This window comes from Citrobacter sp. CK191, from assembly GCF_030333435.1.
Taxonomy (GTDB): domain Bacteria; phylum Pseudomonadota; class Gammaproteobacteria; order Enterobacterales; family Enterobacteriaceae; genus Citrobacter_B; species Citrobacter_B koseri.
Map to the genome: position 1 here is coordinate 189,930 of NZ_JAOWFX010000003.1, position 15,920 is coordinate 205,849.

Sequence of the window (15,920 nt, forward strand, 5' to 3'; positions counted from 1 at the left end):
TGAAAATTACGCCTGCTCTTTTTCGTCATACTTGAAAGCGAAAAGGAAAATCGTGGCAATCACCGCAGCGGCCACTGCCGGGAGCCACCAGAACGTCACCCAGGCCTGAGGAACCGCCTGCCCCGCCACCAGGCGGTTGTACAGCGCGCCGGAAATCTGCGAGCCGAGCAGCATACCGATGCCATAGGTAAACATGACGATCATACTTTGCGCCTGCCCCTTCACCTTTTCTCCGGCAATGCGGTCGGTATAGATAAAACCCACGACAAAGAAAAAGTCATAACACACGCCATGAAGCAAAATACCGAGATAGAGCAGGAAGCGCCCCTCTTCGCTGATGCCGAGCGCAAAGAAGGCATAACGGACAAACCAGGCGCACATCCCGATCAGCAGCATGTATTTCACCCCCAGACGGCGGAACAGGAAGGGGATCACCAGCATAAAGACGATTTCGGACATCTGGCCGAATGACATCGCGGTGCTGACATCGCCCACGCCAGCATCCGCCAGGAACGAGGCGGTATAGGCGTAGTAAGTTCCCAGCGGCACGGAGATTAACGTCGCGCAAAGCGAGAACACAAAGAAGTGGCGGGTCTTGAGTAATGCAAACGCATCAGCGCAAAAAAGATCGCTTATCTTCACCGGCAACCCCTTCGCTGGCGCAGGGGTGTGCGGCAGCGTCAGGCTGTAGAGCGCCAGAATCACAGAGCAGAGCGCGGCAAGCGTGAAGATCCCGGTGGTGTCGGAAATCCCCGTCACGCCGATAAAAATACCGGCCACAATCCAGCCAATCGTGCCGAACACGCGCACAACCGGGAAGGTCTTATCTTTATCTGACAGGCTATGAAAGGCGATGTTGTTGGTCAGCGCCAGCGTTGGCATGTAGCACAGCGTATAGCCAAACAGCAGCCCGATGAGCAATGCCCCGTTTTGCGCCACCAGCGCCTGCGGTACAAACCACAGAATCGCCGCCCCCGCCACATGCATCACCGCCATCACTTTTTGCGACGCAAAGAAGCGATCCACCAGCATCCCCAGTACAAACGGCGACAGGATGGAGGCGATCGGCCCGGCGGAAAACGCATCGCCAATCAGCAGCGACATGTTGTACTGGGTCATCACCAGCCCCAGCGTCACCGACCAGCTCCCCCAGATGAAGAACTGTAAGAACATCATTAACGACAGTCTCGGCACCAGCAGCCGGTACTGTACGGTCTGTTTTCCACTACTTTCGGTTGTCGACACCATTTTTTTGCCTCACCTTTAAAAAGTAATCGATTACAAATAAACTCAAAATGAAAAGTAATCGATTACAAAACAAAGATCCTGCGGATCAAATAAGAATTGCGAGGAGAGTCACGATAAAGGTGAAGCGTGGCGCGGCGCGCGATGTTGCGGGTGGCGGCTGTGCAGGCCCGGTAAGCGCAACGCCACCGGGCAGCAGGATTAACGGGTTTTACGGCGCAGTAATTTAAAGGCAACGAACAGGAACAGTATCCATACCGGCAGCAATATCGCCGACAGGCGCATATCGTCAATGGTACACATCAGAACCAGAATCATCGCCAGAAAAGCAATGCACAGGTAGTTCCCGGCAGGGTACAGCAACGCCCTGAACTGCGTATCGCGACCTTTGCGCCGCATCGCCGCGCGAAAACGCAGGTGCGCCAGGCAGATCATAATCCAGTTCAGCAGCAGCGTGGCGACCACCAGCGCCATCAGTAAGCCAAAGGCTTTCTGCGGCAGCAGATAGTTGATGAGTACCACCAACGAGGTGATAGCGCCAGAGAGCACCAACGAGTTCACCGGTACGCCACGGCGACTGACGCGGGTTAAAAACTTCGGCGCATTTCCCTGAACGGAAAGACCGAACAGCATACGGCTGTTGGAATAGACGCCACTGTTATAAACCGACAGCGAGGCCACCAGAATGACAAAGTTCAGCGCAGAAGCCACCACGTTACTGTCGAGATTATGGAAAATCATCACGAACGGGCTGCTGTTGGATTGCACTTCCACCCACGGATAAAGCGCTAACAGCACCACCAGCGAACCGATATAAAACAGCAGAATACGGTAAACCACCTGATTCACCGCTTTTGGAATGCTTTTATGCGGATCGCGCGCTTCAGCGGCGGTGATCCCAATAAGCTCAAGCCCGCCGAAAGAGAACATGATCACCGCCAGAGAGAGGATCAGCCCGTTCCAGCCGGTAGCGAAAAAGCCGTTGTAGCGCCAGAGGTTCTCGATACTGGCATGTTCTCCCCCGTTACCAGAAAAGAGCATCCACAGGCCAAAGCCGATCATGCCGATAATCGCCAGCACTTTGATTAGCGCAAACCAGAACTCCGTTTCACCGTACAGGCGCACGTTCACGAGGTTAACGGCGTTGATGATAATGAAGAACGCGGCGGCCCAGATCCAGGTTGGAACATCGGGAAGCCAGTATTGCATATAGATACCGGCGGCAGTCAGCTCCGCCATCCCAACCAGTACGAACATGACCCAGTAGTTCCAGCCGGAAAGAAAACCGGCGAAGGGGCCCCAGTATTTGTATGCAAAGTGCGCGAAAGAGCCGGAAACGGGTTCTTCAACCACCATTTCACCCAGCTGGCGCATGATGAGGAAAGCGATAATTCCGGCGACGCCGTAACCCAGCAGAACCGCCGGGCCAGCCATTTGAATGGCGGGGCCAATCCCCAGAAACAGACCTGTACCAATTGCGCCGCCTAGCGCAATCAATTGAATATGGCGGTTTTGCAACCCCCGTTGAAGCGTCGGCTCTCCGTTCGACGCAGCATCAGGCAAACTGTTGCCAGATGCAGTTGACGCGTTTTTCACGCCCTACCCCTGTATCGTTTTTATTGAAGGGGCACCTTTTAACATTTCGCTATAGTTGCCGCAAGGCACAATCCTCAGGGATGCGCCAGGCATCCCTGCCTGACGCCCCGAGGCGACGCTATTTATTATTTGTTCAGATCAATACGCACCACGCTGTCTGGCGCATCAGTCGAGTGATCTTTATTGAATTTCTGTTTCACCGTGACATACAGCGTCTGACCATCGGCGGACAGCAGCAGGCTGTTTGGATTCGGCGGCAGAGCCCAGGATTTCTTCACGCTGTAATCCGTCGCGTTGAGGCTGAGCAACTTCCCGGACTCACGCTGAGAAATATAAAGTTCATTGCGTTTCGGGTTGAATTTCACCGATAAGGAATCACCCACCTCCAGCTGTTTGATAAGTTTGCCCGTATGGATATCCAGCACCAGCGTGGTTTTCGCTTTGGAGTTGTCGGTAACAAACAGGCGACCGGTTTGCGTATCTTCCGCCATATTCAGTAGCAGCGCCGGTTTATCACCCAGCGGTTTCCAGCGTTTTTCTACGCGCTGCGTGCGAGGATTGATAACCAGAATTTCACCGCCGCCATTCGCGGCATAGATACGCTGCGTGCTGTCAGAGTAGTGCAGACCGGTCATCCATTTACCGGTATTTTTGATGCGGGTTTTCAACTTCAGGGTGTCGGCATCGACGACCCAGATCACCGCCGGATCGGCAACGGCGCCGATATACAGCAGGCCGTTATGCAGCAGAACCTGACGCGCGCCGTACGGGAATCCTTCCGGGTTACGTTCCGGGAAGAGCACACGGTTTTTCACTTTGCCGTCGGCGGTATTCAGCGCGCTCACGCCGCCATCCAGCGAATTGGTGACATAGACGGTTTTACCGTCCGGCGAAATCGCCATACCGAAGTTTTTCAGGTCAGTGTGGCTGGCGCCAATGGTTTTCAGCGTCTTCGGGTCCAGTTTGTAGACCACCCCGCCCTGCACATCTTTAAAACCTTCGGCGCTGGCAACGTAAAGCGCATCGCCTGACGGGCTTAACGCCATTTCATACAGTCCATCGGCTAAATCACGTTTCTGAACATCGGTCGCAACGGCTGGCGCAGTCGGCGTTGCCTGCGGCGCAACGGGGGTTGAAGAACCGGAAGTGGCCGCACAACCACTTAATGCAACGGCAATCAGCAGGGCCAACGCGGATGTTGTCTTTTTCATTTTGGAAATCCTTACCTGGGTAATGTGAACCATGTGAAAAAAGCCTGATAACGTCCTTTGCACGCGGCAGTGACGTGATGAACCATCCGTGTAGAGAGGGAAAGTCTTACGAACCGTAAGCGCATTCGCCGCCAGGCCATTAAATAATAAAGAGAATGAGAACTATACTTATTCTCTTTAGCGAAGCAAGAATAATTCACCCGAAAGACGAAATTTCAAAACGGTGGTTTGAAGTACAAGCCAGATGGACATACCTGGGCACGTCGTATAATTTTCATGAATTGTTCTGGACGAAAAGGCTTCACACACCACAGAATATGTTTTAATTTTTTTTCTATATTTTCAAACGCGTGAGTCGGATCTACTATCTGTCACTCGTTTTTGAGTCACGTCGGGCATCGGCTGTCATGAATAAAATCATTAAACGGTTAGAGATCGTCAAAAGCGCCATCGAACTTGAGGATGAGGAGATCATCCATCAGCAACTTGCGCACCTGAAAGACGCCTCTCTGGATGCGGCCATCGGCACCATTGCCCTGGCGATCGAGGAGCGACGTTTCGGCGACGCGATGCGTGAAATTGCCGCCTGGTTACAGTCCCAGCGCGCCGTCTCGACGTGGCAGGACCCCGGCATCGCCGCCAGCAAGCTGGAACTGAAGGCGCTCGAAACGCAGCTACGCGAGCTGATCGACAAACGCAATGCCCGCATCCAGATCCTCGACGACTTCAACGATTTGTATCACTTGCGCCTTGGCCCGCTCATGGGCCGTATTCTGGAGCTGCGCAAACAGCTGGCCGCCAGCGCGCAGCGTAGGCAAGAGGCCGAACTCAGACGACGTGAAAAGGACTATCAGTCCTGCCAGCAGTATATTTCTCAGGCTATCGATCAGTTAGTGAAGCTTAAACAGCACTGGGTGAGCCTTAGCTCAACCTCCCGGGAAGCGGTGGAAACCAGAAAGCGTATTCAACAGCAGACGGAACTTATCACCTCCCTGCTGGCGGAAATTCGCGAGCTGGAGAATGATTTCTCACGTCAGGATGACAGCGCAACCCGACAGGCGCGTGAAGAGGCCGATCACGAATATGAGGAATATCAGGAGCAGCATCAGGATGCGCAGCACCGCTATGCGCGCGATCAGCGCCTCTCTGCTGATGAACGTAATGAGCTTAAACGCCTGTGGCGCCAGGCCAGCCGACTCTGCCACCCGGACGTGGTCGCCGATGAGCTGAAAGAAAAAGCGCACCAGATGATGGTTCAACTTAACCAGGCCCGGCAGAATGCCGACCTGGCCACGATCCGTTCGCTACTTACCCAGTTGCAAAGCGGTCTGGAGCCGATGCTGGCGAGCGACAGGCTGAACAATCTTGCCCATCTGCGCAGTAAGATAGAGCAACTCAGAACGCAAATTAACGCCCTGCTCAAAGAGATAAGCGAGCTGGAAACGGAGAACGCCTGGCGTCTTGCCACATCCGTAACCGACAAAGAAGCGTACTTTGCCGAGCAGGAGCGCGCATTAGCGGAAATTCGCGATACGCTGGAAGTTCAGGTAAAACATGCGGAACAAGAGATCCTCGCAGGGTAAGGCGGAGCGTCAGGGAGGCAGGGATACCGTTGCTCACAACATCATCATGACCACCCTTTACCCTTTATAGCCGTCGAACTTTATTGCCCATTAAAAAACTAATGATGATTCTTTCGATCTCTGCTTCTTCACGCGAATTTTTAAAATCAAAACGACAGGAGACCTGATAACAGGAATACAGCTGATTCTCTGCATCAAATTCATTGACCATCACCACATCCACCACTTTTAAGTCGAGTTGCAAATAGCCGAATTGCTCAAAATCCAGAGACGCGCCTTTTATGACGGCATCTTTATAGAGAAAACGCGTATTCGCATCCTGCGCAATTAATGCGCATCCACCCCTGGACATATTTTTAATTTTGAAAGAATAATTCTCTCCATTTTTATATCGTCCAAAGCAGTTGAAACTGTGTCCCTTCAGGAAGGAGAAGCGCTGATGCTGGCGTCGTTGTATAAGAAAGACCATCTCGGGAATGAAATACGCCAGCGCATTCTCCATGCCGTCTGACATTTCCTGATCAATTCTGGCGTTAAATTTTATAATTCCATTTTCACTGTGAAGAATAAACGTTTGGATCTTTTTGGTGACAATATCCTTATGGTGAGGGATAACAAAATGTTCAAAATCAACTTTTTCCAGCTGCGTGACCACACTAGTGTTGGCATATTTAAGCTCTAGTTTAGTCTTCTTTAGTAGCTCTTCACGGAAAACAGCGATAATTTCAAACTTGTTATCCTTCATCAATCCAAAACTCATCAGCAAGTCCTTATTTTTTATTCGAGATACATCTCATTCTCGTTTATGTGAAAAACGCAAAATCGTCCCCCATCCCTGGCTTTTGATTACCATAATGGATTCCAGATCAAATAATTCGTGAGAAATTAAGTTTTTAACTATTTTTGCCGTTTTATTGATACATAAAAACATTCATAAATGATTAAAGTTAGCGTAACTTATGTGCTACACAATACAAATTTAACTCAAAATTATAACAATTTGGAATAACATCGCTGCTCGCGCCGCGATTCTGAAATAAAAAAAGAGGGATTGCAATATAAACTAAAGGAGTAGACTGTCGGATTTTTTCATTATGCGTGGAATTTACACTGCGGCATCGTCTTTAATATTGAAGAAGATCTGGAGAACAAAAATGTAACGTCAGGAGGGAAAAAATAATAATGAACCTGAGCAGAAACACTTAAAATAAATTAACCTGTTAAGGCTTACTTTCTTTGCGGCGATAAAGACAAAATATTCGCCACGCAACAGTAATAACTTGATTTTAAAAGATAAACATAATTCACCGTTCAATACGCTATGGCATCTCATCCGGCCCATGAAGCGTACTCCACGGGCCGGACGACTGGCGCAGCAGGTATAACGTTATGAGCGCTTATGTTGATGCGTGCGCAACCACATCAGTTTATACGCCGCCGGAATGATAAATAGCGACAGCAGCGGCGCGGTGATCATACCGCCAATCATCGGCGCGGCAATACGGCTCATCACTTCTGAACCCGCCCCGGTTCCCCATAAAATAGGCAACAGACCGGCGATAATCACCGCCACGGTCATGGCCTTTGGCCGCACGCGGAGAACCGCACCGTGGTACAGCGCCTCATCAAGTTTCTCTGCCGTAAAGGTTTGTGGATTATCCAGAGACGGCTCCGCTTCAATCGCATGACGCAGGTACATCAGCATGACCACGCCAAACTCTGCGGCGACGCCTGCCAGCGCGATGAATCCTGTTCCGGTGGCAACGGACAAATGAAAGCCCATCCAGTACAGGAACCAGATCCCGCCGACCAGGGCGAAAGGAACGCTGGTAATGATCAGCAGCGCTTCCCCCACCCGACGAAACGCCAGATACAGCAGAATGAAAATAATCATCAGCGTCATCGGCACCATCAGCTTCAGCTTATGGCTGGCGCGTTCAAGAAGCTCAAACTGCCCGGAAAACGCCACGCTGGTTCCCGGTTTCAACTGCACCTTTTCCGCGATCGCTTTTTTCAGATCGTTAACTACCGACACCATGTCACGATCGCGCGCATCAATATAGATCCAGCTTGCAGGCCGGGCATTTTCGGTTTTCAACATCGACGGTCCTGGCGCGATCTTCACGTCCGCCACATCCGCCAGGGTAATTTGCTGCTGCATTGGCGTCAGAATCGGCAGTTGACGTAAGGTTTCCGGGCTGTCGCGATAGCGTTGCGGGTAGCGCAGGTTAATGGGATAACGCGCAATCCCCTCCACGGTTTCGCTTACCATCGCCCCACCGATTGCGGAGGTAATAAACAGTTGTACATCACCGACGGTCATCCCGTAACGGGCGGCTTTTTCACGATGAATGTCGATATTGAGGTAACGGCCTCCTTCCAGCCGTTCCGCCAGCGCCGACGCAACGCCCGGTACGGTTCTGGCAACCTCTTCGATCTGCTCCGCCGTGGCATCAATATCAGCCAGCACGGTGCCGGACACTTTAATACCGATCGGGCTTTTTATCCCGGTAGACAACATGTCGATTCGGTTACGGATTGGCGGCACCCACAGATTCGCCAGCCCCGGCAAGCGCACCGTCTTATCCAGTTCTTCGATGATTTTGTCCATCGTCATTCCCGGTCGCCACTGATCCTGCGGTTTCAGTTGGATCGTCGTTTCCACCATCTCCAGCGGCGCAGAGTCGGTGGCCGTTTCCGCCTTGCCGGTTTTGCCGAACACGCGCGCCACTTCCGGCACCGTCATGATCAGCTTATCGGTTTTTTGCAGCATATCCGCCGCCTGCGCCGCCGAAATCCCCGGTAGCGTGGAAGGCATATACAGCAGATCGCCCTCGTTAATTTGCGGTAAGAACTCCCCGCCCACTTTATTAAGCGGCCAGATAACCGTCAGGATCGAAAGCACCGCCACCAGCAGTGTGGTCTTCGGCCAGTGCAGCACTTTCAACAGCAACGGGTGATAAATGCGGATCAAAAAGCGGTTAAGCGGATTACTGCTCTCTGCCGGGATCTTGCCGCGAATCCAGTAGCCCATCAGGATCGGGATCACCACGATCGCCAGGAAGGCCGCCCCTGCCATCGCATAGGTTTTGGTGAATGCCAACGGGCCGAACAGGCGTCCTTCCTGCCCTTCGAGGGTAAAAATCGGGATGAACGACAGGGTAATAATCAGCAGGCTGATAAACAGCGCCGGGCCCACTTCCACCGAGGCGTTCGTGATAACTTTCCAGCGCGTTTCGTTATCCAGCAGGTCGCCGGGATGCTGGTGCGCCCACTCCTCCAGCCGCTTATGCGCGTTTTCGATCATCACAATCGCGGCATCCACCATTGCCCCTACCGCAATGGCGATCCCGCCGAGCGACATAATATTGGCGTTCAGCCCCTGAAAATGCATCACGATAAAGGCAATACAGAGGCCCAGCGGCAACGAAATGATCGCCACCAGCGCAGAGCGGACATGCCACAGGAACAGCGCGCAGACCAGCGCAACCACAATAAACTCTTCGAGCAATTTGTAGCTGAGGTTATCAATGGCGCGGTCAATCAACTGGCTGCGATCGTAGGTTGTCACGACTTCAACGCCTTCCGGCAAGCTGCTTTTCAGCGTTTCCAGCTTCGTCTTCACGGCGGAAATAACGTCCCGGGCGTTTTTACCGGAACGCAGGATCACCACCCCGCCCGCCACTTCGCCTTCGCCGTTCAGCTCAGCAATGCCCCGGCGCATTTCCGGGCCAATCTGTACGCGGGCGACATCGCGAAGGTACACCGGAACGCCGTTCTCACCGGATTTCAGCACAATGTTGTTGAAGTCATCGAGGGTCTGCAAATAACCGCTGGCGCGCACCATGTATTCCGCTTCTGACAGTTCGACGGAGGAGCCCCCCGCCTCCTGGTTGGACATATCCAGAGCCGACTTCACCTGCGCAAGGCTAATGCCATACTGCGTGAGTTTCATCGGGTCGATAACGACCTGGTACTCTTTCACCACGCCGCCGACCGAGGCCACTTCCGCCACATTCGGAATGGTTTTCAGCTCATACTTTAAAAACCAGTCCTGTAAAGAGCGCAGTTCCGCCAGATCGTGTTTACCGCTGCGATCCACCAGCGCATATTCAAATATCCAGCCAACGCCGGTGGCGTCTGGCCCCATTTCCGCGCTGACGCCCGCAGGCAGTTTCCCCTGCACCTGATTGAGGTACTCCAGCACGCGGGAACGCGCCCAGTAGGGATCGGTGCCATCTTCAAAAATGACGTACACGTAAGAATCGCCAAACTGCGAGAAACCGCGCACCGTCTTCGCACCTGGCACCGACAGCATGGTGGTCGTCAATGGATAGGTCACCTGATTTTCAACAATCTGCGGCGCCTGTCCCGGATAGCTGGTTTTCACAATTACCTGCACGTCAGACAGGTCAGGCAGCGCATCAACCGGCGTGTTAATGATGGTCCAGGTTCCCCAGATGCTGAGGAACAGCGCCCCCATCACAACCAGAAAACGGTTCGCTACGGAGCGGCGGATAATCCATTCAATCATTTGTTATTCCCTCAATGTGAATGGGCCGCATGATCGGGCGCAGCAGAGGAAGATTGCGCCCGCATACGATCCAGCGCGCCGGAGATATTGGCTTCGGAGTCAATCAGGAACAGTCCGCTGGAGACCACTTTTTCACCTTCGGCAAGCCCGGCGCGAATCGCCGTCACGCCTTGTGATTCATGGAACACCGAGACCTGTTTCGGCACAAAGCGACCGTCGTTGTCGACGGCGATCACCCGCTGTTCCGTTCCATTATCAATCAATGCCTTAGACGGGATTAGCAGCATCGGTTCGCTTTGCATTTTCAGCTTCAGGTACGCATTCATTCCGGGCTTGAGCGCTTCATCAGGGTTATCAACCTGTAAGCGCAACTGGAGGGTTCGAGTGGTGGCGTCCACGCTTGGCAGAATCGTCCATTTACTGATGGTGAAGCGTTTATCCGGCCACGCGGGCACGGCAATATCGAACTGCGAGGCATCTTTAATCAGCCATGCGATGGATTCAGGAACGGCCGCGCTGATCCACACCGGGTCCATCCCCTGGATTTTCGCCACCACGTTATCTTTGGCGATATTCATCCCGGCGCGCAGATCGAACGCGGTGATCACCCCATCAATAGGCGCTTTCAGGCTAAAGCGGGTCTGAATTTTACGGGTTGAGACTAAGCGGCGGATATCCTCTTCCGGCATCCCGGCCAGACGCAGTCGTTCAAGAATGCCTTCCACCTGCGTTGCCGTACCGCCCGTTTCCCGCAGCAGTAAATATTCACTCTGGGCTTCAACCCAGTCAGGAATGGTCAGGTCGATCAGCGGCGTTCCTTTCTTAATTTTATCCCCCACCGTCAGCGGCCAGACTTTATCGATAAAGCCTGCGGAACGCGCCTGCATAATCACAAACTGGTATTCATTGAAACTGACGTTAGCCGGGAAAGTTTGCGCGTAGCGCAGCGGCCCACGGCGAACAGCCTCCGTCTTTAACCCTAAATTCTGCGTCTGTACCGGATCAATACGCACGCCTGGCGCAGAGGTCGTGTCTGACTCTTCATCAGCGTATTTCGCCACCAGATCCATATCCATAAACGGCGATTTACCGGGCTTATCAAAGCGCGTATTCGGATACATGGGGTCATACCAGAACAGAACCTTACGGGCCTCTTTTTCGGAGGCAGGCGCAGTATCGACAGGCTGATGCGCAGACGCAAAATAAGCGTAAACGCCGACCGAGATAATCCCTCCGACGATCATACTGCCGAGAATAAGCGCGGTATTTTTTATTTTTAAAGACGCCATAGTGACTTCCATTCGATCCATTTTCTGGATCAGTTACGCGGGAGATATGCCCGCGCTTCTGTAAACCCGGGCAAGAACAAAGAGACAGCGAATACGCTTTACTGGCTGACCTGAATATCGCGTAATAAAGAGAGATTGCCCTGCTGAACGAAAGTAAACGCCACTTTGTCGCCGGGTTTAATGTCACCGGAACGGGTTTCCGGGGTCAGGGTAAAGCGCATCGTCATCGCAGGCCAGTTGACCGCCGGAATAGGTTCATGATCGATAGTCACTTTTTTCGTGTCTTTGTCGATGGCTTTAACCACGCCGGTTGAATGAATCACCTGCTCCTGCTGCGCCGCTGATGCGTTATTCATCATCTCGCCGTGGTGATGTTCATTCGCCTGAACGTTAAATACCACGGCGGAGAACAGACCCAAAATCGCCGCTTTTACTGTATTGTTCATCATGCTTTCTCCTGAAAATAACGATAAATTTTTATTCCACCCAACCGCCGCCCAGCGCGGTGAACAGCGTAATTTCATTAGCCTGTCGGGCGTAATTCAGATCGAGTAACGTTTGCTGGGTTGAAAACAGAGAGCGCTCCGCATCCAGCACTTCGATATAGCTGACCGCGCCATGCTGATAGAGCGCTCTGGCGCGTTGCAGCGTAATACGCAGCGAGCTCAGATAACGCTGTTGCGCGGTTATCTGGTCGGTCAGGCTCTGGCGCAAAGCCAGCGCATCCGCCACCTCTTTAAACGCGGTCTGGATCTTCTGTTCATAATTCACAACCGATTGCTGCTGGCGAATTTCCGCCAGATCGAGGTTGGCCTGATTACGTCCGGCGTTAAAAATCGGCAGTTCCACTTTCGGGATAAAATTCCACATCCCGCTCGCGGCATTAAATAAACGGGAGAGATCGCTGCTGCTGCCGGACACCCCGCTGGTCAGGGTAATGGAGGGAAAAAAGGCCGCGCGCGCCGCGCCAATATTGGCATTCGCCGCCATCAACGTATGTTCAGCTTCCATAATATCCGGGCGCTGCAACAAGATTTGCGAGGAAAGCGACGGCGGGAGCGTCACGTTTTTAATATCTCCGCTATCGCGCGCCCTGTCATCCGGCAGCGCAGAATAAGTGCCCAACAGCAATTGCAGCGCATTATTGGCCTGCGCCAGCTCGCCCTGTCGTTTCGCAATATCGCTACGGGTGCTTTCAATCACGCCCCTCGCTTGTTCCAGCGCCAGCACGGTCGTGCTGCCGGTCAGCAACTGCTTTTCTACAAATGCGTAAGAGCGTGTATAGTTTTCCAGCGTTTCTTGTGCGATTTGCAACTGCGCGTACGCCAGCCGTTGATTAAAATAACTTTGCGCCACGTTTGAGATTAATAAGATATGCACTGCCCGGCGCGCTTCTTCGCTGGCAAAATAGTTCTGTCGGTCAGCCTCACTCATGTTTTTCAGCCGGCCAAAAAAGTCCAGATCAAAACTCAGATTCAGCCCGGCTTCATATTCGCGGGTACTGCTGCTGTCACCCTTTAATTTTCCTTCCCAGCTTCCGCTGGCATCGGAATTAAGCTGCGGATAACGATCGGCATCCGTCACCCGGTATTGCGCTCTGGCTTCCTGCACTTTCAGCGTCGCCATGCGCAAGTCACGGTTATTGCGTAACGCCTCGCCAATCAGCAACTTTACTTGCTCATCAACAAAAAAGGTTCGCCAGCCGGTCTCCTGATACCCCGCAGGCGCAGAAACCAGCGCATTCTGGCTCAGGGAGAATTGTTGCGGCACCGGCAACGCGGGCCGCTGATAGTCCGGCGCCAGCGAACAGCCCGTCAGAACAAGCATCACGCTGAGGGTAAGAAGCTTAAATTTGCGCATAGCGTTTCTCGTCCCAACGGGACTGATAACCATATAGTGAATGTGAATTTATGCCCTGTACCTTAACGAAGTGACTCTGTTCGGCCCGTGACAGGAAAATGACAAAGTTGTCATTTTCCCAATAACCGATTGCTATCCGATCCTGCTCCTCTAGAATTGAAAACCCGCCCAACCTTTGCGTGAAGGAAGACGTGATGAAGATTCTGATAGTCGAAGACGAGAAAAAAACCGGTGAATACCTGACCAAAGGTCTGACGGAAGCGGGCTTCGTGGTGGACCTGGCGGATAACGGGCTTAACGGGTATCACCTGGCGATGACGGGAGATTACGATCTGCTGATCCTCGACATCATGCTGCCGGATGTGAATGGCTGGGATATTGTCCGTATGCTGCGCACCGCCAACAAAGGCATGCCAATCCTTCTTCTTACCGCGCTGGGCACCATTGAACACAGGGTAAAAGGTCTGGAGCTGGGGGCTGACGACTATCTGGTTAAACCGTTCGCTTTCGCTGAATTACTGGCTCGCGTCAGAACGCTGCTTCGTCGCGGCGCGGCGGTGATGGTCGAAAGTCAGTTTCAGGTCGCGGATTTGACGCTCGATCTGGTCAGCAGAAAAGTGACCCGCAACGGCATGCGCATCACGCTCACCAGTAAAGAGTTTACGCTACTGGAGTTTTTCGTTCGCCACCAGGGAGAAGTCTTGCCCCGCTCGCTGATCGCTTCCCAGGTCTGGGATATGAACTTTGACAGCGATACCAACGCGATTGACGTTGCCGTTAAACGGCTGCGCGCGAAAATCGATAACGAGTTCGAACCGAAACTCATCCAGACCGTGCGCGGCGTGGGCTATGTGCTTGAGGTACCGGATGGTGACTAAACGCTTTCAGCGCCCTTTCTCGCTGGCGACGCGCCTGACATTTTTCATCAGCCTCGCCACCATTGCCTCTTTTTTCGCGTTTGCCTGGATCATGATTCACTCCGTAAAAGTGCATTTTGCCGAGCAGGATATCAATGACCTGAAAGAGATCAGCGCGACGCTGGAGCGAATCCTCACACATCCCGACGAACCGGAAGCACGCCGACTGGAAATCCTAAAAAACGTTGCCGCCGGTTACTCGAACGTCATTATTTCGCTGGAAGATGCCAACCAGCGGGCGATTTTTCACTCTCCCGGTTCACCTGATCTTCGCCAGTTTATCGCCAAAGCCACGCCGGATAGCAGCGCGCGTAACGGCGATGTCTTTTTGTTGTCCAGCCCGGACTTACAAGGCAAGAGGCACGCTAACGGGCACGGTGCTCATTCCGCATGGCGCATGATTCGCCTGCCGGTCGGGCAACTCGCGGACGGGCAACCGGCCTACACGCTCTATATGGCGTTATCGATCGACTTCCATCTGCACTATATTAACGATCTGAAAAATAAGCTGATTATGACGGCTTCGCTGATTAGCATGATGATCATTTTTATTGTGCTGTTCGCCGTCTACAAAGGCCATGAACCGATTCGCAGTGTCAGCCGCCGGATTCAAAATATTACGTCGAAAGACCTCGATGTGCGTCTTGACCCGCAGGCCGTTCCGATTGAGCTGGAACGGCTGGTGCTCTCGTTTAACCATATGCTTGAACGCATTGAGGATGTTTTTACCCGCCAGTCGAATTTCTCTGCGGATATCGCCCATGAAATTCGCACCCCGATTACGAACCTGGTGACGCAAACAGAGATTGCGCTAAGCCAGACCCGCAGCCAAAAAGAGCTGGAAGACGTACTCTACTCCAACCTCGAAGAGTTTGGCCGTATGTCGAAGATGGTAAGCGACATGCTGTTTCTGGCTCAGGCCGACAATAACCAGCTCATCCCGGAGAAAAAGGCGCTCGACCTGGCGGATGAAGTCCACAAGGTGTTCGACTTTTTTGAAGCCTGGGCGGAAGAACGCGAAGTGCGTTTGCATTTTGAAGGACGCGCGTGTTGGGTATCCGGCGATCCCATCATGTTACGCAGAGCGCTCAGCAACTTGCTGTCTAACGCCATGCGCTACACCCCGAAAGGCGAAGCCGTCACCGTGCGGCTCAAAGAAATGGACAGGCAGGCGCAGATTACCGTTGAAAACCCCGGCGCCCCCATTGCGCCAGAACATTTACCGCGCCTGTTTGACCGCTTCTACCGGGTTGACCCTTCCCGACAGCGTAAGGGCGAAGGCAGCGGAATTGGGCTGGCGATTGTGAAATCAATCGTCATCGCCCATCAGGGAACCGTGTCCGTAACGTCCGATCTGCGCGCAACGCGCTTTATTCTGACATTGCCGAAACATGGCGATTGAAATGCAGTGATAACGACGCAGCGAAATGGAGTCTGACAGAAAGGCGAGAATAAAGACTGGCGCGCCCTGCAGGATTCGAACCTGCGACCCACGGCTTAGAAGGCCGTTGCTCTATCCAACTGAGCTAAGGGCGCACTGTGTGAAGCGATGGCTTCATGCGGATGAAACGCGTGAATTATACGGTGAGCGCCTGCTGAGTCAATGGCTTTTGTTCTGGTTGCTGAGGAAGTGTACGAATATCTTTTTTTCTGGCGCTACGCAAGTATCCAGGAAATCACCTGGT

11 protein-coding genes and 1 tRNA gene are annotated in these 15,920 nt (G+C 52.9%); 3 read left to right on the plus strand and 9 right to left on the minus strand.

Translation table 11 applies throughout. From position 1 onward, the window contains the following. Positions 1-6: 6 nt before the first annotated feature. The 3 genes from OGV82_RS00905 to OGV82_RS00915 form a co-directional block, all read right to left on the minus strand. Positions 7-1,248 carry an MFS transporter gene (locus OGV82_RS00905; RefSeq protein ID WP_286462604.1) on the minus strand — a complete coding sequence of 414 codons (1,242 nt, stop codon included), beginning with the start codon at positions 1,246-1,248 and terminating at the stop codon, positions 7-9. A gap of 198 nt (positions 1,249-1,446) precedes the next feature. Continuing rightward, positions 1,447-2,841 (minus strand): phenylalanine transporter, encoded by a 1,395-nt coding sequence (gene pheP / locus OGV82_RS00910; protein WP_024130568.1) that lies wholly within the window; start codon positions 2,839-2,841, stop codon positions 1,447-1,449. Positions 2,842-2,966: 125 nt separating this feature from the next. Continuing rightward, the gene (locus tag OGV82_RS00915) at positions 2,967-4,052 is read right to left on the minus strand and encodes a YncE family protein (protein WP_047458289.1); all 1,086 of its coding nucleotides are present in this window, start codon (positions 4,050-4,052) and stop codon (positions 2,967-2,969) included. Between the two features lie 407 nt (positions 4,053-4,459). Between OGV82_RS00915 and OGV82_RS00920 the strand changes: the two genes are divergently transcribed. Continuing rightward, positions 4,460-5,635, plus strand: a complete 1,176-nt coding sequence (locus OGV82_RS00920) for a coiled-coil domain-containing protein (RefSeq protein WP_047458292.1) — start codon at positions 4,460-4,462, stop codon at positions 5,633-5,635. Between the two features lie 64 nt (positions 5,636-5,699). On the opposite strand, the gene OGV82_RS00925 is transcribed toward OGV82_RS00920, so the two are convergent. The 5 genes from OGV82_RS00925 to OGV82_RS00945 form a co-directional block, all read right to left on the minus strand. Then, positions 5,700-6,395 carry a flagellar brake protein gene (locus tag OGV82_RS00925; RefSeq protein WP_012133436.1) on the minus strand — a complete coding sequence of 232 codons (696 nt, stop codon included), beginning with the start codon at positions 6,393-6,395 and terminating at the stop codon, positions 5,700-5,702. Between the two features lie 627 nt (positions 6,396-7,022). Beyond that, on the minus strand, positions 7,023-10,169 hold the full coding sequence (locus OGV82_RS00930) for a CusA/CzcA family heavy metal efflux RND transporter (RefSeq protein ID WP_047458296.1): 3,147 nt from the start codon (positions 10,167-10,169) through the stop codon (positions 7,023-7,025). 11 nt (positions 10,170-10,180) lie between these two features. After that, positions 10,181-11,458, minus strand: coding sequence for an efflux RND transporter periplasmic adaptor subunit (locus tag OGV82_RS00935; RefSeq protein WP_047458299.1), 1,278 nt, complete (start codon positions 11,456-11,458; stop codon positions 10,181-10,183). A gap of 98 nt (positions 11,459-11,556) precedes the next feature. Next, the gene (gene cusF, locus OGV82_RS00940) at positions 11,557-11,904 is read right to left on the minus strand and encodes a cation efflux system protein CusF (protein WP_024130571.1); all 348 of its coding nucleotides are present in this window, start codon (positions 11,902-11,904) and stop codon (positions 11,557-11,559) included. A 31-nt stretch (positions 11,905-11,935) separates the two neighbouring features. Continuing rightward, positions 11,936-13,318 (minus strand): efflux transporter outer membrane subunit, encoded by a 1,383-nt coding sequence (locus OGV82_RS00945; protein ID WP_047458302.1) that lies wholly within the window; start codon positions 13,316-13,318, stop codon positions 11,936-11,938. A gap of 194 nt (positions 13,319-13,512) precedes the next feature. Here OGV82_RS00945 and cusR point away from each other — a divergent pair, with 194 nt between their 5' ends. Further along, positions 13,513-14,196, plus strand: coding sequence for a copper response regulator transcription factor CusR (gene cusR, locus OGV82_RS00950; protein ID WP_024130574.1), 684 nt, complete (start codon positions 13,513-13,515; stop codon positions 14,194-14,196). Further along, complete coding sequence (locus OGV82_RS00955) at positions 14,186-15,637, plus strand: Cu(+)/Ag(+) sensor histidine kinase (protein ID WP_047458304.1); 1,452 nt, start codon at positions 14,186-14,188, stop codon at positions 15,635-15,637. The genes cusR and OGV82_RS00955 overlap by 11 nt, the downstream gene beginning before the upstream one ends. A gap of 57 nt (positions 15,638-15,694) precedes the next feature. Here OGV82_RS00955 and OGV82_RS00960 read toward each other — a convergent pair. Next, positions 15,695-15,771 (minus strand) — tRNA-Arg (locus OGV82_RS00960). Between the last annotated feature and the right edge of the window lie 149 nt (positions 15,772-15,920).